The following is a 19666-nucleotide window of genomic DNA, read 5'->3' as shown; positions in this document are numbered from 1 at the left end:
CAGCGGATATCACGCGTTCGTGCTGTCGTTGACTTCCAGGTCCTGGAATCGGACGCGGGCGTCCTCGGTGTACAGGCCGATGGCGCCGCCGCGGTACGGCCGCTCGTCATCGACGATGGTGGTCAGTTCTCGGCCGTCGACGCGTACGGTCATTCGAGGCCAGTCCTGCTCGACCTCGACCCGGTACGCCTGACCGACAGGGAAGGTCCGGTCGTCACCGGTTGCGAGGAATCGCTGACTCCCGGGATAGGCCGGGTCCTGTTTCGAGATCTCCCACCCGTTGGGCTTGAGCGCGACGGCATAGAAGTGGTCGTTGTCCTTGAAGTTCCAGAGGACCCAGCCCACTTCCCACACATTCGGGTCGCCCTGCCGGAGTTGTTCCTCCGTCTTCATCGTGATGGCGAAATCAGCGTCCTCATAGGCCTGCGTGGTGTGCACCAGCGATCCATGGGTGACGTCAGGTGATGCAGCGGAGTTCGGCTCCAGGACCACCTGCTTGTCCGAGCCAACAACGCGTCCGTATCCGGTGTAGAGGGCGGACCACTGGCCATGGGTCTCGCCGTCGGACCACGGTTGAATACGCCACATGTTGTTGACCCCTGCCACGACGACCAGAACAATGATCCCGAGTGCTAGAACGATTCGTACGGGTTTCCTCATGTGCGCACCTCGGTGGCGAGCTCCTTCGCCGACGAGTCGACCTGGGCTTTGTTCTCGACGATACGTTCGGTCTTCGACCAACCGTTGTGCCCGCGCGCCGCTCTGTAGGCCGCCTTCCATCCTGCGAGATACCACAGCGTCGCGTAGAGCACGTACGCGTGCATGAGGAGCACAGCAGTCGGCGCTCGCAGGCCGTGGTGCCGTTCTTGGGACCAGTACACGAGACCGAACAGGAGGGCCGGCCCGAATGCGACGAGATAGGCCGAGATCCACCACCGTGAGACGACGGCGTCGCCCACCACGATCCCGAGGATGACGTCGAATGCCCACAGGGCGAAGGCCACACTGAGGAATGACGTGATCAGCAGGAGAAACGGACTGGTCAGGTGGTACACCAGGTCGGCTCGCCGTGTACCGGTGAGGTCGCGGAGCACCCAGGGGACCAGGCCCCAGGACTGCAGGTGTCCCTGGAACCAGCGCGTCCGTTGCTTCACCCATCGTTTGATGTCCACGAGTCCTTGCTGGTGCACCGACGACGTCGAACAGAACTCCGTCTCCCATCCATCGATGAGGAGCCGCACACCCAGGTCGAGGTCTTCCGTGAGGCTGCGCGACCACGGTGACTCTCCCAGCCCGTTGAGGGCGGAGAGTCGGACGAATTGACCGTTGCCACCGAGTCCGACGCTCCTGAGATGACGTCGCCCACGCTGGAAGACGTGTGTGTAGAGCACGAACTCCAGATCCTGCATACGAGCCAACAGGCTTTGGTGCCGGTTGTTGATACGGACGCCGATCTGGGCCGCACCGAGCCGGTCGTCCAAGAAGAGCGGCATCACGTCACGAAGAGCATGGGAATCGAGTCGCCCGTCTGCGTCCATGACGCAGACGACCACGTCCGATTGCGGTGTGCCGGCGATCAGATCGCTGGTCCGCAGATGTTGGATCGCGGCGTTCAAGGCCTCCCCCTTGCCTTGGCGTGCCTCGGGCAAGGTTCGCTGGAAGATGTGTACCCGCGGGTCAGGATGTGATTGGACGATGGCGGCTGTGTCGTCGTCGGAGCCGTCGTCGATCACCAGAATGTGCACACGCGGATGCTCGAGACTCGCGAGACGGTCGAGGCTGGCCCCGAGAACGCGATCCTCGTTCAGGCACGGAACGACGAACACGACGGTCTTGTCGTCCCGCATGTTCGACACCTGACGTCGGCGTGCCCGCGCGTGCCGGGGTTCAGAACGGGAAAGTACGAGAAGCGTCATGCCGTACAGCACGCTGAGTGAGACCAATAGGACGGCGAGAGCCAGGATCAAATCGATCCGCTCTCCGAAGAGCATGATCATGTCGGAAAGCTCAGGCGCTCATGGCGCGCTCATCGGGGCCCGGGACCAGTCGATTTCCCCAGCCGTCATCGAGAGGCAGCGGAAGGGACGTCACAGTGGCCCTGGGCTCGGTGGTGAGGGGACGACGCAACGCATTCACCTTGGTGATGGCGCCGGAAATCGTCACCGCACTCAGCATGAACAGCAGATAGGCTAGGAACAGCGCCATGGCGATCATGAGTAAGACACGACTTCCGCTCTGCAGGAACGACTGTGCCGATTCCGCGACGGAAATAGTACTCATAGGCATGACAAAAAAAATCGGCATGAGAAACTCCCCTGAGAAAGGCTGGCCCGTCCCCCCGACGCGCCGGTCGATCTCCTTCCCCAAGGCGACCGACCAGAATTAGCCTTTCAGAATCCCGATACCTCCGCAAAGCCGCTGTGGGCGTGGCGCCCACCTCGGAGGGGTTACAATAGCAAACGCTATTTGGCCAAACGTTGAAAACGCTTCTATTTGCCTGGCCACGATCGGTGGTCGGTCTCTATTTGTGGACCGCTTGGGGGACAGGCCCCTGGGATACCGAGGCGAAGCCAGATTATTGACATCCGAAGGTTCGTCGACAGATGACGGCTTGTTGCACTCCGTAAAGGCGCCGGGGAGGGAAGCATGGGTGGTGCGTCGACCATCGGTGGCCGGGTGGGTGTACTGCTGGATACCCGTCGAGGCCGGTGACGTCCGGACCGTGACCATTCCGACACAATTACATCAGGAAAGTGTTCGCTAATCCGGTGTGATCTGCTACATTCGGTGCACGGCGAACAAAATGTCCGCCTGACCTGCGGCCTTGGCGGTTGCCGAGCGGTCGCAGGGGTGCGTCGGGATACCCCCGGTTCCCCTGACCCCCGTCCTGGCGCGCCCCCGCAATCGTCCCGCGCCCGCCCAGGCGCCGGGTCTGCCCGCGGTCGGAGCGGCTACTGCCCGTTGTCGTCGGGCTGTGCGCCGGAGAGGGCGTCGGTGAGCTGCTTGAGCATCGCGCCCATCCGGAACCGCTCCGGCACGAGCGGCTCGATCCCGAGCTCCAGCAGCGGCGCGGCCGTCACGGGCCCCACGGTCGCGGCGAGCATCCCGCCGCGGAACGCCGCCAGCAGCTCCTCGTGCAGCCCCAGCTCCTCGGCCGTACTGAACAGCGCGTCCACGGCCGGGGCGGCGGTGAACGTCACGGCGTCCACCCGCCCGGCGGCGGCCTCGCGCACGAGCACGGGCACCTGCCCGGCGTCGTCGGCGGAGGCCCACCGGTAGGGGGTCACGGTGAGCACGCGGGCCCCGGCGTCGGTGAGCCGCCGGCGCTGGACCACGTCGGCGATCCCGTGCAGCTGCAGGCCGATGGTGCGCCCGGTGAGGTCCCCGCCGTGCTCGGCCAGGACGAGGTCCACGAGCCCGGCGGTGGTCTCGTCCGCGGACATCCCGGCGTCCTCCAGGCCCAGGCCGCGCACCGCGCCCCGGCCCTTGGGCCCGCGCACGTAGACGGCGGCCTCGCGCAGGCACAGCAGCAGGTCCGCGTCGAAGCCCTGGGCCACGGCGGCGTCGTGCCAGCGGCGCAGGCCGTAGCCGGTGGTCAGCAGCACGAGGTCCGGGCGGGCCTCGAACATCGCCCGGGAGGCGGCCGCGAGCCCGGCGTCCTCGCCGACCGGCTCCACGCGCAGGGCGGGGGCGTGCAGCACGCGGGCGCCGCGGCGCTCGAGGGCCGCGATCTGGTCCTCGGAGCGGCGGTGCGCGGTCACGCCCACCACCCGGCCGGCCAGCGGCAGGTCCTCAGCAGCCATGGGCGGTGACCTCCGCGAGGAACGCGTCCCGCTCGGCGGTCGCCAGGCGGACCACGGGACCGACGACGACGACGGCGGGCGAGCCGCAGCCCGCCGCCGCGGTGTCCGCGACCGCCGTGGCGAGCGTGGTGATGGTGGAGCGCTGCCGGTCGGTGAACCCGCGCTCCACCACAGCGAGCGGGGTCTTCGGATCGGCGCCGTTGCGGACCAGGCCGGCCACGAGGTGGGGGAGGGTGGCCACCCCCATGAGCACCACTAGGGTGCCCCCGCCGGCGCCGAGTCCGGCGAAGTGGGCGAGCTCCGCCTCGGAGAACGGCACGTGCCCGGAGGCGACCGTGAACATCCGGGAGACCTCGCGGAAGGTCACGGGGATCCCGGCCGCGCCCGGCACCGAGACTGCGCTGGTGATCCCCGGGACCACGTCCACGGGGATGCCGTGGGCGGCGCACGCGGCGAGCTCCTCGGCGCCGCGGCCGAAGACGTAGGGGTCCCCGCCCTTGAGCCGGACGACCGAGCGGCCGGCCAGGGCGTGCTCCACCATGAGGTCCTGGATCTGCGACTGCGGGACCGGGTGGTGGCCGGGGGTCTTCCCGACCGGGACGATCTCGGCGCCGGGGGCCGCGGCGGCCACGGCGCCCGCGGGGGCGAGCCGGTCGACGAACACCACGTCCGCGTCCTGCAGGGCCGCCACGGCGCGCACGGTGAGCAGGTCGTCCGCGCCGGGGCCGCCGCCGACCAGGGTCACCCGGCCGCCGGTGCGGGCCGCGGGCTCCTGGACCACGGGTGCGCGGGCGCCGGCCGCGTCCAGGGCCTCGCGCCAGCGCTGCGCCGCCGGGCCCACGACCACGGCGAGCGCGACGCCCGCGAGGTCCGCCCGGCCGAGCAGCGCGGGCTCGGCCACGGAGCGGACGGCGGCGCCCGCCGCCTCGTAGCGGCGCCGGGCGCGGCGGGCGTCGTCCGGGGCGCCGAGGACGAGCACCGGGACTCCGGTGAGGTCGGCGGTCAACAGCATGCGGTCCTCCAGGGGGAGAGCGGGGGTCGAGGCGGGCCGGCCGCCACTACCAGGATGCGGCACGCGTGTTACAGCACGGTTGCCCCCATGACGTCGCGTGACGCCGGCGACCGCCGCGGGCCGTCTTTCGTAGGCTGGGATCCATGACGACCTCCGACGCCCCCGTCCTGCTCGCCTGCGCCCACGGCACCAGCTCCCCGTCCGGGCGCACCGCCGTGCAGCGCCTCGTGGACGCCCTCGCCGCCGAGCTGCCGGACGTCGAGGTGGTGCCCACCTGGGTGGACGTGCAGACCCCCGACCTGGCCGAGCGCACCGAACAGTACGCCGGACGCCCCGCGGTGGTGGTCCCGCTGCTGCTCTCCGCCGGCTACCACGTCTACGTGGACGTGGCCGAGGCGGTCGCCGCCGACGACCTCCACCGGGTTTCGGCCGCCCTGGGCCCGGACCGGTCGCTCGCCCGGCTGCTCGCCCGGCGGGTGCACGAGGCGTGCACGGCCGCCGGGGCCCCGCTGGCGGAGCACGACGCCGTGGTGCTGGCCACCGCCGGGTCCTCCGACCGCCGCGCGGTGGTGGACTGCGCCGCGGTGGCGGACCTGCTGGCCGAGGAGCTGGAGCGGCCCGTGACCGTGTCCTACCTGGCCGCCGCCCGCCCGCGCGTGGCCGAGGCGGTGTCCTCCGCCCGGGCCGGCCTGGCGGACGGGGGGCGCGTCGTCGTCGCCAACTACCTCCTGGCGCCCGGCTACTTCCTGGACCTCTCCCGGAAGGCCGGCGCGGACGTGGACACCGACCCGCTGGCCGTGCCGGAGGGAGAGGTCCCCGCCGAGCTGGTGGACGTAGTGGTCTCCCGCTACCACTCGGTGGCCTGAGCCCTTGGCTCGCCCTCCCGAAACGCCGAGTCCCCCATGATGTCGCAGTTCCCCTCGATCGAGCGGGGGGAACTACGACGCCAGGGGGGACTCGGCGGATATGGGGCCGGGGGTCAGTCGCGGGGGCGGGTGAGGTCGGCGTCCTCGTAGCGGACCATCGTCGAGCCGGTGACCAGCTTGTGCCCGAACCACAGGGCCAGGAACAGCGGCAGGCCGATGTACGCGGTCAGGGCGGCCATGAGGTCCATGTCGCCGATGAACGCCTGGTAGTTCTGCCCGAGGATCACCACGGCGCACAGCACGAGCGCCACCAGGGGCCCGAGCGGGAAGAAGCGCGCCCGGTAGGGCAGGTCGGCCAGGTCGTGGCCCTGGGTGGTGTACGCCTTGCGGAACCGGTAGTGGCTCCAGGCGATGCCCATCCACACGATGAACCCGGCCAGGCCGGAGGCGCTGACCAGCCACACGTAGGCGTCCCCGTCCCCGATGAAGGTGGTGAGGAAGGACGCCCCGCCCACCAGGGTGGTGGCGATGAGCGCGTTCATGGGCACGCCGCGGCGGTTCACCTTGGCCAGAAACCTGGGGGCCTTGCCGCTGTCGGCCAGGGCCCAGAGCATGCGAGTGGAGGCGTAGAGCCCGGAGTTGCCGGCCGAGAGGATGGCGGTGAGGATCACCGCGTTCATCACCGAGGCCGCCGCGAGCACGCCCGCGTTCTGGAAGACCAGGGTGAACGGGGAGATCGAGATGTCCTCGACGCCGTTCGTGAGCAGGTTCGGGCTGGTGTAGGGGATGAGGAAGCCGATCACGGTGATCGCGCCCACGTAGAAGAGCAGGATGCGCACGAACACGGTGCGGATGGCCCTGGGCACGTTCTTCTCGGGGTTCTCCGCCTCGCCGGCGGCCACGCCCACGAGCTCGGTGCCCTGGAAGGAGAAGCCGGCCACCATGAAGATCGCCAGGATGCCGAGGCCGCCGCCCACGAAGGGCGCCTCCCCGGTGGTCCAGTTCTCGAAGCCGGGCGACTCGCCGCCCAGGACGCCGACGATCATCAGGATGCCGAGCCCCAGGAAGAGCACGATCGTGACGACCTTGACGAGGGAGAACCAGAACTCGCTCTCGCCGTAGGCCCGGGCGCTGAGTGCGTTGAGGGCGAACAGGATGGCCAGGAAGGACCCGGACCAGATCCACGAGGGCGAGTCGGGGAACCAGTAGCGCATGATCAGGGCGGCAGCCACGAGCTCGGCGGCCACGGTGATCGCCCAGTTGTACCAGTAGTTCCAGCCGATGGCGAAGCCGAAGGACGGGCTCACGAAGCGGGTCGAGTACTCCTCGAAGGCGCCCGAGACCGGCAGGTAGGTGGCCATCTCGCCGAGGCTCTGCATCAGCAGGAAGACCATGAAGCCGATGACCACGTAGGCCAGGAGCGCCCCTCCCGGCCCGGCGGTGGCGATGGTGTTGCCCGAGGCCACGAACAGGCCGGTGCCGATGGCCCCGCCCATCGCGATCATGGTCAGGTGGCGGGGCTTGAGGCTGCGGCGCAGCCTGTCCTGGGCCGGCGGCTGCTCCTGGATCTCAGGAGCGCTCTGCTCGGCCTGCGAGCGTGCGGTGATGGTCACGCGGAATCTTCTCCTCTGCTGCGGTGGACGGACCACGGAAGGAGGAAGTGGGGGGCGCCGTCCCCCCGAACGGTCCTGGCCGATTATGGGGGAACGATTGCAAAACCGAAATTCGGCGGGAGGCCGCCGCCGGTCCGTGCCCCTAGGATGGACGGGTGAAAACGCATCCGGATCCGGGCCAGGCCGCGCCGCGCCGCGGATCCCGCCGGATCGTGGATGTGGCCATTCTCACCGGCGCCCTCCTGGCCCTGGTCGCCGCGACGCTCGCCGCCCGGTGGGCGTGGACGACGGCCCCGGGGCCGGACGAGCAGGTCTCCTGCGCCCCCTACGGCCTCGAGGACGTGAGCACCGCCCCGCGCGGCGGAGCCCGCCCGCTCAGCACCGGCCCGGTGCTCTCCGGCGGACTGCGCTGGGCGGAGGGGACCGCGGACCGGCTCGACGTGCCCTTCGAGCACGACGGCACGACCAGCAGCTACCACGTCTTCGCCGACGGCATCGACTGGAGCGAGCCCGTGGGCGTGGTCTTCCGCCTGCACGGGGACGGGGCCTACGAGTACGAGCACCCGGGGCACAAGGTCTCCTGCCTCGCGGAGGTGGCGCGCTCGCACAACGCGGTGCTCGTGGCCCCCCGCACCCCGGACCGGCAGGGCGAGCCCACCTGGTGGGAGGACCTCGACGGCAACGCCGAGTGGTTCCTGGCCCTGGCCGAGCAGCGGATCTTCGCCGAGTACGACCTCGACCGCTCCCGCACGTGGTTGCACGGCTACTCCGGGGGCGCCGAGTTCATCAGCTACGAGCTGCTGGCCGACCGTGCGGACTTCCTGCAGAGCGGCGGCGCGGTGCTCTCCGGCGGCGGCGGGGCGCCGTCCACCGGGACCTCGGAACCGACTCAGGAGCAGCTCGAGCAGCTCGTCCTGCACTGGGACGTGGGCCTCGAGGACGACGGCACCGACCCCTACGCCCCGTTCGACGCGCTCTCCGCGGCGGCCGCCGGGCACGCCTGGTACGAGGACGCCGGCTGGGCGCGGACCAGCGTGCGCTACCGCGAGGGAGTGGACCACTTCGAGCTGCCCGAGGCCCGGGTGCTCGACGCCGCGATGACCGCCGGGGAGTCCCCGGCAGAGCGCTCGGCGGAGCTCTCGGGGGAACCCCCGACAGAGCCCCCCAAGAGGGGACGTGACTGATCTCTCGTCGTCGTCGCAGGTCAGGAACAGATCCGCGGAATGGCGGGGCGCAGCGGGAGGAGGCTCCGCTCGGAGGACGGACCACGAGTGCCCTGTCGGCTTGCATATGCAATAGCACCGACCGTACGGTGCAGTAAGCAAAGCTGGCAGGGGAGCCGGCTCAGGGGGAAGGCCGATGCGGGGGCATCACGGCCGAACACTCACTCACGGCACCGCGCTGATCCGGCGCGCGTGCTCCCGGGTGCCTTCCGTCCGGTCCGTCCGGTCCCTGGGCCCGTCCTTCCTGTCGGCACCGGCCGCTGTGCAGATCCGCAGCGGCAGTGAAGTCGATGGGGGATTCAATGACAGTGCGCCCAACCACGCGCAGCGGCTCGACCCGCCAGGGAGGCGGTCGGCACCTGCTCGAGGACCGCTACCCGGAGCAGGACCCGATGGAGGACGGCGAGGTCCTCGACCGCGCCCTGCACACGCAGCCCATGCCGCAGCTCCCGGGCCGCGCCGTCTTTCCCGTCTCGCCCGCGCCGGCCCCGCGCACGCTCGTGGACATCGTCATGGACACCGTCTCGCGCCACCCGGACGCGGTGGCCCTCGACGACGGGACCACCGTGCTCAGCTACGCCGAGTTCCTCGAGCGCGTCGAGGCCCAGGCCCAGCGCCTGTGGGACCTCGACATCGGCCGCGGGGACCGCGTGGGCATCCGCGTCCCCTCCGGGACCGTGGACCTCTACGTGGCCGTCCTCGGCACGATCTTCGCCGGCGCCGCCTACGTCCCGGTCGACTTCGACGACCCGGACGAGCGGGCGAACACGGTCTGGGAGGAGGCCTCGGTGTGCGCCGTCTACGGCGCGGACCTGTCCCTCCGGCCCCGCACCGGCGTCCGCGCGGGCGCGGACTGCCAGCAGCCCGGCACGGGCGACGACGCCTGGATCATCTTCACCTCCGGCTCCACCGGCAAGCCCAAGGGCGTGGCGATCAGCCACCTCTCGGCCGCCGCCCTCGTGGACGCCGAGGCCGAGCTCTACCTGCCCAGGCGCCCCCTGGGCCCGGGCGACCGCGTGATGGCGGGGCTCTCCGTGGCCTTCGACGCCTCGTGCGAGGAGATGTGGCTGGCCTGGCGCTCCGGCGCCGCCCTGGTCCCCGCCCCCCGCGCCGTGGTGCGCTCGGGCACCGACCTCGGCCCGTGGCTCGTCGAGCGGGACATCACCGCCGTCTCCACGGTGCCCACGCTCGCGTCGATGTGGCCGGCCGAGGCGCTGAGCCGCATCCGCCTGCTCATCTTCGGCGGGGAGGCGTGCCCCAACGAGCTCGCCGCCCGCCTGGTGCACCCCGGCCGCGAGGTCTGGAACACCTACGGACCCACCGAGGCCACGGTCATCGCGACCGGCGCCGTGCTCACCGGCGAGCCGCCGGTGCGCATCGGCCTGCCGCTGCCCGGGTGGGAGCTGGCGATCGTCGACACCTCCGGCAACCCCGTGCGCTGGGGCGAGGAGGGCGAGCTGATCATCGGCGGCGTGGGCCTGGGCCGCTACCTGGACCCCGCCAAGGACGCCGAGAAGTTCGCGCCCATGGACACCCTGGGCTGGGAGCGGGCCTACCGCTCCGGGGACCTCGTGCGCGCCGACCCCGAGGGCATCGTCTTCGTGGGCCGCGCCGACGACCAGGTCAAGATCTCCGGCCGGCGCGTGGAGATGGGTGAGATCGACGAGCAGATGTCGCGGCTGCCCGGCGTGCAGGCCGGCGCCGCCGCCGTGCACACCACCCCGGCCGGCAACCAGGTCCTCGTGGGCTACCTCGTGGCCGAGGCCCCGGGCTCGGTGGACCTCGCCGACGCCCGCCGCCTGCTCGCCGACCGGCTGCCGGGCCAGATGGTGCCCGCGCTGACCCTGATGGACGAGCTGCCCCTGAAGACCTCCGGCAAGGTGGACCGCAAGGCCCTGCCCTGGCCGCTGCCCTCCGCCGGCGCCGCCGCGGAGGCCTCGCAGATCGACGCCGAGCTCGAGTGGCTCGCCGCCCTGTGGGCCGACCAGCTCGGCCCCCTGCCCATCGACGAGGACAGCGACTTCTTCGTCCTCGGCGGCACGTCCGTGGCGGTGGCCAAGCTCGTCTCCGAGATCCGCCGCACCTACCCGGACGCCGCGATCGCCGAGATCTACCGGCACCCCACGCTCGCCGGGATGCACGAGTACCTGACCACGCTGGCGCCCGTCGACGTCGTCGCCCAGGACGCCGCGCGCGAGCGCCGGGTGGCGGACGTCCCCCGCTGGAACGGCCTCGTGCAGATCCCCTTCCTCACGGCCCTCTACGCCGTCTCGGGGCTGCGCTACGTCCTCGGCGCCTCGATCGTCGTGTGGCTGCTCTTCAACGTGCTCGGTGCGGGCTGGGTCCCGAACCCGCCGCTGCTGCCCCTGGTTCTCGGCTGGCTCGTGCTCTTCGCCCTGCCCGGCCGGCTGGTGCTCACCGCGCTGTTCATCCGGCTGCTGACCTTCCGGCTGCGCCCCGGCGCCCACGCCCGCGGCTCCTGGACCCACCTGCGGGTCTGGATGGCCGAGCGGGTGCTGATCTTCAACAAGTTCGAGCCCCTCATGGGCGCCCCTGTGATGGTGCTGTTCTTCCGGCTGCTCGGCAACCGGGTGGGCCGCCACGCCCACCTGGACACGATGCCTCCCGTCAGCGGCATGGCCCGCATCGGCGACGGCGCCGCGATCGAGCACGAGGTGGACCTCTCCGGCTACTGGCTCGAGGGCGACGTCTTCCACCTCGGCGGTGTGACCGTGGGCGAGAACGCCCGGGTCGGCACCCGCACGCTCCTGAGCCCGGGCGCGGTGGTCGAGGCCGGCGCGGAGGTCGACCCCGGCTCCCACGTCACCGGCACCGTCCCCGCCGGCCGCCTGCAGGGCGGCTCCCCGCTCGTGGACCTCGGCCCCGCCGGGGAGTCCTGGCTCGAGTGGGCCCCCGGCCGCAGCAACCGGTTCCTGACCGGGCTGCTGTACGCCCTGGGCCTCGGCACGGTCGGGATCCTGCCCGTGCTGGCCGTGGTCCCGGGCGCGCTGATCGTCTTCACCCAGGTGCGCGGGCTCGAGCTCTACGAGCTGGTCTTCCCCGTCATGGCCCTGTGGGTGCCCGTCTTCGCCGTGCTCACGGTGCTCGTCTACCTCGCCCTGCTCGTGCTGGTCGTGCGCGCGCTCGCCCTGCTGATCCGTCCCGGCCACCACCCCGCCGACGGCACCGTGGGCTGGGCCGTGTGGCTCACGGGCGTGCTGCTGCAGAAGAGCCTGGTCTCCACCTACCCGGTCTACGCCTCCATCGCCACGCCGTTCTTCCTGCGGCTGCTGGGCGCCCGGGTGGGCAGCCAGGTGGAGATCTCCACCGTGGAGACCCTGCCGCACCTCACCACCTTCGAGTCCGGCTCCTTCATGGCCGACCACTCGATGGTCAGCTCCGCCCGGATCGGCTTCGGCTGGATCCACGTGGGCCCCTCGACCGTGGGGGAGCGCTCCTTCGTGGGCAACTCCGCGATCGTGGGCCCGGACCGGGACGTGCCTGAGGACTCCCTGGTCGCCGTGCTCTCCTCCGCCCCGGCCGACGCCGAGCGCGGCACCTCCTGGCTGGGCCGGCTCCCCGAGCCGATCAGCCGCGTCACCGACACCGCGGACGAGGCCGTCACCTACCGGCCCCGCCGGCGCCTGGTCGTGGCCCGCACGCTCGTCGAGTCCCTGCGCGCCGTGCCCTTCATGGTCACCGCGTGGATCGACCTCGCGATCGTCTTCGTGCTCACCACCGTGTACATGCGGGCCGGGGGAGGCCTCGACGGCATCCTCTCGGCGTTGCTGTGGGCCACGCCCGTGGTGCTCGCCGCCGGCGTGCTGGCCGCCCTCATCCCCGTGCTGGTCAAGTGGGCCCTCATGGGCCGCTTCCGGGAAGGCGAGCGCCCGCTGTTCAGCTCCTTCGTGTGGCGCAACGAGCTGGCCGACACCTTCGCGGAGTCCCTGGCCGTGCCCGGGCTGATCCGGCTGGCCGTCGGCTCCCCGGTGTTCAACGCCTGGGCCCGGCTGATGGGCGCGAAGATCGAGCGCGGCGTGTGGTGCGAGACCTGGTGGCTGCCCGAGTTCGACCTGGTGCACCTGGGCCGCGGCGTGTCCGTCAACCGCGGGACCGTGCTCCAGACCCACCTGTTCCACGACCGCATCATGCGGCTGCAGCCGGTGTCGATGGAGGCGGGCTCCACCCTGGGGCCCAACAGCTTCGTCCTGCCCGGCAGCACGGTGGAGGCCGGCGCCACGGTGGGCCCCGGCTCCCTGGTCATGGCCCAGGAGACCGTGCCCGCCGGCAGCACCTGGGGCGGCAACCCGATCCGCCCGCTGCACGCCGAGGCCCTTCCCGCCGGAGGTGTCACCCGTGAGCGTTGAGCACGCGGCCGCCACGCGCGGCGGGGGCACCGCGGTGCTCAACGTCCCCGGCGCCTCCGGGCGGCGCACCCGGCGGCGGCTGGTCGGCGTGGACGCCGCCCGGGGCTTCGCCCTGCTCGGGATGGTCGCCGTGCACACGCTGCCCGTCTGGGACGCGGAGAACGAACGCGCCTCCCTGGCCTGGTCCCTGTTCGCCGGGCACTCGGCCGCCCTCTTCGCGACCCTGGCCGGGGTGAGCCTCGCGTTCCTCTCCGGGGGCCGCACCCCGCACACGGGCCGGCGCCTTGCTGGGGACCGGGCGGGACTGGTGGGCCGCGCCGCGGTGATCGCCCTCGTCGGGTTTCTCGTGGGCTTCGTGGCCCTGCCGGTGGACAACATCCTCATCTACTACGGGATGTTCTTCCTGCTCGCCATCCCGTTCCTGGGCCTGCGCATCCGGCACCTGCTGATCAGCGCGGCGGCCTTCACCGTGCTGGCCCCGTTCCTCATGCAGTGGGCCGTGGACGTCCTGCCCGCCCACGTGTACGGCAACCCCACCCTGTGGAACCTGGTCACCGACCCGGTCACCGTGCTCTCCCAGCTGCTGCTGACCGGCACCTACCCGGCGCTGCCGTACATGGCCTACCTGTGCGCGGGGATCGCCCTGGGCCGGATGAACCTCACCAGCCGGCGGGTGCAGCTGTGGCTCGTGGGCGCCGGCGCGGCGCTGGCCCTGCTCTCCTGGACGGTGTCCATGGGGGCGCTGCTGGCCCTCGGCGTCTACGACCGGATCTGGGAGGCCACCCCGTGGCTGACCGAGCAGCAGATCGACGAGATCCTCGTCTTCGGCCCGGACCCGTCCCTGCCGACCACCACCCTGTGGTGGCTGATGGTGCCCGCCCCGCACAGCAACACGCCCGTGGCGCTGCTCCTGAGCCTCGGCATGGCCGCATTCGCGCTCGGGGCGTTCCTGCTCCTGGCCCGGCTGATCGGCAAGGCGCTCACGCCGCTGGCGGCCGCCGGGTCCATGACGTTCACGCTCTACACCCTGCACCTGCTGTTCCTCGGCACCGGGGTCTACGACCTGCACCCGGGGTTCTGGTTCTGGATGCAGGTGGCCGTGTTCGGCCTCCTGGCCGTGGCGTGGCAGCGCGCCGTGGGCCAGGGCCCGCTCGAGAAGCTGGTGGCCCGCACCTCGAAGCGCATCGCCGGGAGGGTCGCCGCCCGCTGACCTGTGACCCCGGCCCCCTCGCGGCGCCGGCCCCGCGGCCCAGCCGTGACCGTCGAGTCCCCCATGTGTGCGCAGTTCCCCAGTTCGATCCTGGGGAAACGCGCACACATGGGGGACTCGGTGCGTGAGAGGGCCGGGGCTGGGGACTCGGCGTGGCACGGGGCGCATGAGGGCGCCCGGGGACCTCACACGGGCGTCCCGGCGCTGTGAGTGGAAGTGCATCGAGGCGTTACTCCCGCCGTCGGGGACCGAAACACGGGGTTCGTAGCGTGGGAGCACCGCACGCCGCCGTCGCCGTGCTCCGCCCCGCTCGCCCAGGAGGTCACCCGTGAGCTCAGAACTGCATCCCGACCCGGCCACCACGGCAACCGGCACCCCGGCGCCCCCGCCGCTCGCCCTGCGGGAGCGGCCCGGCCGCTGGCTGGACGGCTACCGCCCCGAGGACCCCGACTTCTGGGAGTCCACCGGCCGCCCGATCGCGCGCACCAACCTGAAGTGGTCCGTCTTCGCGGAGTTCCTCGGCTTCGCCGTCTGGCAGCTGTGGGCCATCACGGTGATCTACCTGCCGGCGGCGGGCTTCGCCTTCAGCGACTCCCAGATCTTCTGGCTGATCTCCATCCCGTCCCTGGTGGGCGCCACGCTGCGCATTCCCTACACGTTCATGGTGGGCCGGTTCGGCGGCCGGAACTGGACCATCGTCTCGGCCCTGCTGCTGCTGGTCCCCACGGTGGGTCTGGCCCTGGCGGTCGGCAACCCGGAGACGCCGTTCGCGGTCATGCTGCTCCTGGCGGCCACGGCCGGCTTCGGCGGCGGCAACTTCGCCTCCTCGATGGCCAACATCACCTACTTCTATCCCGTGCGGGAGAAGGGGTGGGCGCTGGGGCTCAACGCCGCCGGCGGCAACCTCGGCACGGCCGTGGCCCAGCTGCTCGTCCCGATCGCGGTCACCGTCCTCGCCGCCGGGGCCCTGGACCTCCCGCTGGCCGGGTGGATCTGGGTGCCGTTCATCCTGCTCGCGGCGTGGGGCGCCCGGAAGCACATGCACAACCTCTCCCACGCCAAGGGGGACGTCGCAGGGTCCCTGGCCACGGTCCGGGAGCCGCACTTCTGGATCATGTCCTTCCTCTACGTGGGCACCTTCGGCTCCTTCATCGGCTTCTCCAGCGTGTTCCCCAAGCTGATCGCGGACACCTTCCCGGAGTTCTCATCCTTCGGCGTGGGCGCCGCGGCACTGTCCCTGGCGTTCCTCGGCCCCCTGGTCGGGTCGGTCTCGCGGCCCTACGGCGGCCGGCTCGCGGACCGCTTCGGCGGCGCCCCCATGACGGTCGCGGTGTTCGCCGTGATGGCGTTGCTCGCGCTCGCCGTGGTGCTCACCCTGCCCCTGGCGAACTTCTGGCTGTTCCTCGGCCTGTTCCTGCTGCTGTTCACCGCGGCGGGCATGGGCAACGGCTCCACCTACCGGATGATCCCCTCGATCTACCGGGTGCTGGGGCTGCGGCAGCAGCAGGACGCGGCGGTCTCCACCGAGCGCAAGGCCTCGGCCGCCCTCGGGCTGATCGGCGCGGTCGGCGCCTACGGCGGCTTCCTGATCCCGCAGGCGCTCAACCTCTCGAACAGCACCACCGGGGCCTACAGCGCGGCCTTCTACGGCTTCGTGGCCTTCTACATGGTGGCGCTCGCGGTCACCTGGTGCTGCTACCTCCGCCGGGGCACCGAGATGGGCGACAGCCACATCTGAGCCCGCAGCCCCGCCCCGTCCCGCCGACCCCAGGAGGAACCGCCCGCATGAGCACCACGGCCACCCACTGCCCGTACTGCGCCCTCCAGTGCGCCATGACCCTGGACACCGGATCGGCGGCCGCCGCGGAGCAGGGCTACCCGGAGGTCGCCGCCCGGCAGTTCCCCACCAACCGGGGCGGGATGTGCCGGAAGGGCTGGACGTCGGCGGAGCTGCTCGCCGACCCCGCACGGCTCACCGCGCCGCTGCTGCGCGGGACGGACGGCGTCTTCCAGGAGGTGTCCTGGGCGGCGGCCCTGGACCGGATGGCCGCGGAGTTCCGGGCCGCCCAGCAGCGCCACGGCCCGGACGGGGTGGGGATCTTCGGCGGCGGGTCGCTGACCAACGAGAAGGCCTACCAGCTGGGGAAGTTCGCGCGGGTGGCCCTGCGGACCTCGCGGATCGACTACAACGGCCGGTTCTGCATGTCCTCCGCCGCGACCGCCGCCAACCGCTCCCTCGGCCTGGACCGCGGCCTGCCGTTCCCCGTGACCGACCTCGACGACGCCCACACCGTCCTGCTGCTGGGCACGAACCCCGCCGAGACCATGCCCCCGTTCGTCCAGCACCTCCAGCACGCCCGCCAGCACGGGGGCCTCGTCGTCGTCGACCCCCGCCGTTCCGCCACGGCCCGGATGACCGACGACGACGGCGGACTGCACCTGCAGCCCACCCCCGGCTCCGACCTCGTGCTGCTGCTCGGTCTGGCCCACGTGGTCCTGCACGAGGGCCTCGCCGACCGGGACTACCTCGAGCGGCGCACCACCGGCTCGGAGGCCTTCACGACGAGCGTCAACGCGTGGTGGCCCGAGCGGGTCGAGCAGGTCACCGGCGTCCCGGCGGAGCGGATCCGCCGGGCCGCCCGCCTGCTGGCCCGGGCGCGGAAGGGGACCTACGTCCTGACCGGGCGCGGCGTGGAGCAGCACGTCGACGGCACCGACACCGCGACCGCCGCGATCAACCTGGCCCTGCTCCTCGGGCTGCCCGGGCGCGAGGGCTCCGGCTGGGGCACCCTGACCGGGCAGGGCAACGGGCAGGGCGGCCGGGAGCACGGGCAGAAGGCCGACCAGCTGCCCGGCTACCGCAGCATCACGGACCCCGCCGCCCGCGCGCACGTGGCCGGGGTGTGGGGCGTGGACCCCGCCGAGCTGCCCGGCCCCGGGATCCCGGCCGCGGAGCTGCTGACCACCCTCGGCACCGACCACGGCGTCCGCTGCCTGTGGGTCAACGGCTCCAACGTGGTGATCGGCGCCCCGGACACCGACGCCGTGGTCCGCGGGCTGCAGGCCCTGGACTTCCTGGTGGTCTGCGACTTCTTCTTCTCCGAGACCGCCGAGTTCGCCGACCTCGTCCTGCCGGTGCTGCAGTGGGCCGAGGAGGAGGGGACCATGACGAACCTCGAGGGCCGGGTGCTGCGCCGCCGCCGCGCGCTCGACCCGCCGCCCGGGGCGAGGGACGAGCTGTGGATCATGGCCGAGCTCGCCCGCCGGCTCGAGGCCCCGGGCACGTTCAGCCCCGACCCGGAGGAGGTCTTCGAGGAGCTCCGCCGGGCCTCCGCCGGGGGGAAGGCCGACTACTCGGGGATCGGCTGGGCCGCCCTGGACGCGGGCGAGGCCTGCTGGTGGCCGCACCCCGCCGGGGCGTCCGCGGGCACGCCGCGGGTCTTCCTCGACCGCTTCGGCCACCCGGACGGACGGGCCGTGCTCGTCCCGGTCCGCCCGCGCGCCGCCGGCCGGACCGTGGACCCGAGCTCGCCCGGGCACCGGCGGGAGCCCCTGCACACCGCGGGGACCCTCACACTGACCACGGGCCGCTACCTGGAGCACTACCAGTCCGGCAACCAGACCCGCCGCGTGCCCTCGCTGCACGGAGCCCGCCCCGCGGCGCGGCTGCAGATCCACCCCGCGACCGCCGCCGCCCACGGGATCCGCGACGGCGCCGCGGTGGAGCTGACCAGCGCCCGCGGCCGGGCCGTGGCCCGCGCCGAACTGAGCACCGACATCCGCCCGGACACGGTGTTCCTGCCCTTCCACTACGCCGGGACCCAGACCGCCAACCGGCTCGTCTCCTCGACGGCCGTGGACCCGGTCTCGGCCATGCCCGAGTTCAAGGCCGGCTCCGTGACCGTCCGGGCGATCGACGCCGAGGAGACGACCCGATGACCGTGCACCGCCCCACCCGTGCCCACGGCACCCCGATGCGGCCCGGCGAGCACGTCGTCGTCATCGGCTTCGGCCCCGTGGCCGCCCGCTTCGTCGACGACGTCGCCGACCTCGCCGCCGCGGGCACGATCCGCCTCACCGTGATCGGCGGGGAGACCGACCCCGCCTACAACCGGGTGCTCATCGGCGAGCACGCCATGGGCCGCACCGAGCGCGCCACGATGGCCCTGGCCGACCCCGAGCTCCTCGCCCGCACCGGGATCGACGTGCTGCTCGGCACGCAGGTCACCCGGATCGACCGCTCCCGCCGGGTCCTGCGGCTCACTGACGGGCCGACGGGGGAGACCCGGGAGCTCGGCTACGACCGCCTGGTCCTGGCCACCGGGGCCCGCCCGAACCTGCCCGTGCTGCGCGGGATCAACCCGGACCCCGGCGCCTACGAGCACCTGCCCGCCGGGGTCACGGCGCTGCGCGACCTGCGCGACGCCCGGGCCGTGCGCGCCGTCGTCGAACGGCGGGGCCGCGTGGTGGTCCTGGGCGGCGGCGTGCTCGGGCTCGAGGCCGCGCTCGCGGCGAGCGAGGCCGGCTGCCCGGTCACCGTGGTCCACCACGCGGCGTGGGTGCTGACCCGCTCCCTCGACGCCCCGGGTGGCGCGCTGCTGGGCCGCGCGCTCGCCGAGGCCGGCGTGGAGGTGGTCTCCGGCGCCCAGGCGCGCGAGGTCTCCCTCGACGAGGACCGCTCCTTCCGCGGGCTCGTGCTCGAGGACGGCCGGACCCTGCCGGGTGACCTGCTGCTGCTGTCGATCGGCGTCACGGCGCGCACGGAGCTCGCCGAGGGCGCCGGGCTGCGCACGGCCCGCGGGATCGTGGTCAACCACGAGCTCGAGGCCGACGTGGAGCAGCGGGTCTTCGCGGTGGGGGACTGCGCCGAGGTGCTGTGCAAGGACCCGTCCTGCCGGGTCTGCCCCGGCCGGGACGGCATGGGCCCGTCCGGTCTGATCGGTCCCGGCTGGCGGCAGGCCGAGTGGCTGGCCGCCCGGATCCGCGCCGAGCTGGACGCCGTGGCCGAGGGCGGGACGGCCGTGCTCGCCCCCCTCACCACCGGTCCCGCCGGCGCGGTGCGGCTCAAGGCCCACCAGGTGGAGCTCGCCTGCGCCGGGACGGTCGGGGGCCTCCCCTGGGAACCCCGCCCGGACGGCGGGACCGTGGTGCAGTGGGCGGACGGCTCGGCCGGGACCTACGCCCAGCTCGTGCTGCGCCCCGACCGCACCCTCGAGGGCTACATCGTGCTCGGCCTGCCCCGCGCCGCCGCCGAGATCGGGCTCCTCCACGACCGCGGCGAGCCCGTGCCCGAGGATCCCGGCGTCCTGCTGCGCCTCGACGGCCCGGACGCCGGGGCGCAGCAGGAGACCCGGCTGACGCCCGAGTCCACGGTCTGCCACTGCGCCGGCGTCACGATGGGCCGGATCACCGACGCCGTGGCACAGGGCGCCGCCACCCTCGAGGAGGTCAGCTGCGCCACCCGCGCCTCGACCGGCTGCGGGGGCTGTACGGACACGGTGCGCCGGCTCGTCGAGGAGCACGCCGCCGCGGTGTGAGGGGTCCCCGTGCCGCCGGAGGGCCACGCACCGGC

Annotated in this window: 13 protein-coding genes; 7 read left to right on the top strand and 6 right to left on the bottom strand. The window is 72.5% G+C overall.

Going from position 1 to position 19666, the window contains the following annotated elements; genetic code table 11:
* Positions 1-9 precede the first annotated feature (9 nt).
* The 5 genes from RF644_RS14825 to cobA all read right to left on the bottom strand — a co-directional run bounded on the left by RF644_RS14825 (position 10) and on the right by cobA (position 4815).
* Positions 10-660, bottom strand: a complete 651-nt coding sequence (locus RF644_RS14825) for a family 16 glycoside hydrolase (RefSeq protein ID WP_368797053.1) — start codon at positions 658-660, stop codon at positions 10-12.
* Entirely contained in the window at positions 657-1997 is a 1341-nt protein-coding gene (locus RF644_RS14820; protein ID WP_368797052.1) for a glycosyltransferase, read from the bottom strand. Before RF644_RS14820 ends, RF644_RS14825 begins: the two co-directional genes overlap by 4 nt.
* Positions 1998-2007: 10 nt before the next feature.
* Positions 2008-2304 (bottom strand): hypothetical protein, encoded by a 297-nt coding sequence (locus tag RF644_RS14815; RefSeq protein WP_095651450.1) that lies wholly within the window; start codon positions 2302-2304, stop codon positions 2008-2010.
* 647 nt (positions 2305-2951) lie between these two features.
* Positions 2952-3803, bottom strand: coding sequence for a uroporphyrinogen-III synthase (locus RF644_RS14810; protein WP_368797051.1), 852 nt, complete (start codon positions 3801-3803; stop codon positions 2952-2954).
* Positions 3793-4815 (bottom strand): uroporphyrinogen-III C-methyltransferase, encoded by a 1023-nt coding sequence (gene cobA, locus RF644_RS14805; protein ID WP_368797050.1) that lies wholly within the window; start codon positions 4813-4815, stop codon positions 3793-3795. Before cobA ends, RF644_RS14810 begins: the two co-directional genes overlap by 11 nt.
* A gap of 143 nt (positions 4816-4958) precedes the next feature.
* On the opposite strand from cobA, the gene RF644_RS14800 reads away from it, so the two are divergent.
* A complete protein-coding gene (locus RF644_RS14800) occupies positions 4959-5681 on the top strand; it encodes a sirohydrochlorin chelatase (protein ID WP_368797049.1) in 723 nt (240 codons plus the stop codon).
* A 113-nt stretch (positions 5682-5794) separates the two neighbouring features.
* On the opposite strand, the gene RF644_RS14795 is transcribed toward RF644_RS14800, so the two are convergent.
* Entirely contained in the window at positions 5795-7249 is a 1455-nt protein-coding gene (locus tag RF644_RS14795) for an amino acid permease (RefSeq protein ID WP_368797081.1), read from the bottom strand.
* Between the two features lie 200 nt (positions 7250-7449).
* Here RF644_RS14795 and RF644_RS14790 point away from each other — a divergent pair, with 200 nt between their 5' ends.
* The 6 genes from RF644_RS14790 (at position 7450) to RF644_RS14765 (ending at position 19631) form a co-directional block, all read left to right on the top strand.
* Entirely contained in the window at positions 7450-8478 is a 1029-nt protein-coding gene (locus RF644_RS14790; protein WP_368797048.1) for a hypothetical protein, read from the top strand.
* A 341-nt stretch (positions 8479-8819) separates the two neighbouring features.
* Complete coding sequence (locus RF644_RS14785) at positions 8820-12884, top strand: Pls/PosA family non-ribosomal peptide synthetase (RefSeq protein WP_368797047.1); 4065 nt, start codon at positions 8820-8822, stop codon at positions 12882-12884.
* Entirely contained in the window at positions 12874-14094 is a 1221-nt protein-coding gene (locus RF644_RS14780; RefSeq protein ID WP_368797046.1) for a heparan-alpha-glucosaminide N-acetyltransferase domain-containing protein, read from the top strand. The genes RF644_RS14785 and RF644_RS14780 overlap by 11 nt, the downstream gene beginning before the upstream one ends.
* A 340-nt stretch (positions 14095-14434) precedes the next feature.
* On the top strand, positions 14435-15832 hold the full coding sequence (locus tag RF644_RS14775; RefSeq protein WP_368797080.1) for an MFS transporter: 1398 nt from the start codon (positions 14435-14437) through the stop codon (positions 15830-15832).
* A 47-nt stretch (positions 15833-15879) separates the two neighbouring features.
* Positions 15880-18033: a molybdopterin oxidoreductase family protein gene (locus RF644_RS14770; RefSeq protein WP_368797045.1), complete on the top strand. Its 2154-nt coding sequence runs from the start codon at positions 15880-15882 to the stop codon at positions 18031-18033.
* Entirely contained in the window at positions 18030-19631 is a 1602-nt protein-coding gene (locus RF644_RS14765) for an FAD-dependent oxidoreductase (RefSeq protein WP_368797044.1), read from the top strand. Before RF644_RS14770 ends, RF644_RS14765 begins: the two co-directional genes overlap by 4 nt.
* Positions 19632-19666 lie beyond the last annotated feature (35 nt).

It is taken from the genome of Kocuria sp. CPCC 205258 (assembly GCF_040981005.1).
In the GTDB taxonomy this organism is placed as follows: domain Bacteria; phylum Actinomycetota; class Actinomycetes; order Actinomycetales; family Micrococcaceae; genus Kocuria; species Kocuria rosea.
The sequence above is the reverse complement of the archived record's forward strand: the minus strand, read 5'-3'. Positions and strand labels throughout refer to the sequence as shown.

Bases quoted from the DNA above. Each gene is read 5' to 3' on its own strand.
- RF644_RS14825 (WP_368797053.1), bottom strand. From the start codon at position 660: ATGAGGAAACCCGTACGAATCGTTCTAGCACTCGGGATCATTGTTCTG.
- RF644_RS14820 (WP_368797052.1), bottom strand. From the start codon at position 1,997: ATGATCATGCTCTTCGGAGAGCGGATCGATTTGATCCTGGCTCTCGCC.
- RF644_RS14815 (WP_095651450.1), bottom strand. From the start codon at position 2,304: ATGCCGATTTTTTTTGTCATGCCTATGAGTACTATTTCCGTCGCGGAA.
- RF644_RS14810 (WP_368797051.1), bottom strand. From the start codon at position 3,803: ATGGCTGCTGAGGACCTGCCGCTGGCCGGCCGGGTGGTGGGCGTGACC.
- cobA (WP_368797050.1), bottom strand. From the start codon at position 4,815: ATGCTGTTGACCGCCGACCTCACCGGAGTCCCGGTGCTCGTCCTCGGC.
- RF644_RS14800 (WP_368797049.1), top strand. From the start codon at position 4,959: ATGACGACCTCCGACGCCCCCGTCCTGCTCGCCTGCGCCCACGGCACC.
- RF644_RS14785 (WP_368797047.1), top strand. From the start codon at position 8,820: ATGACAGTGCGCCCAACCACGCGCAGCGGCTCGACCCGCCAGGGAGGC.
- RF644_RS14770 (WP_368797045.1), top strand. From the start codon at position 15,880: ATGAGCACCACGGCCACCCACTGCCCGTACTGCGCCCTCCAGTGCGCC.
- RF644_RS14765 (WP_368797044.1), top strand. From the start codon at position 18,030: ATGACCGTGCACCGCCCCACCCGTGCCCACGGCACCCCGATGCGGCCC.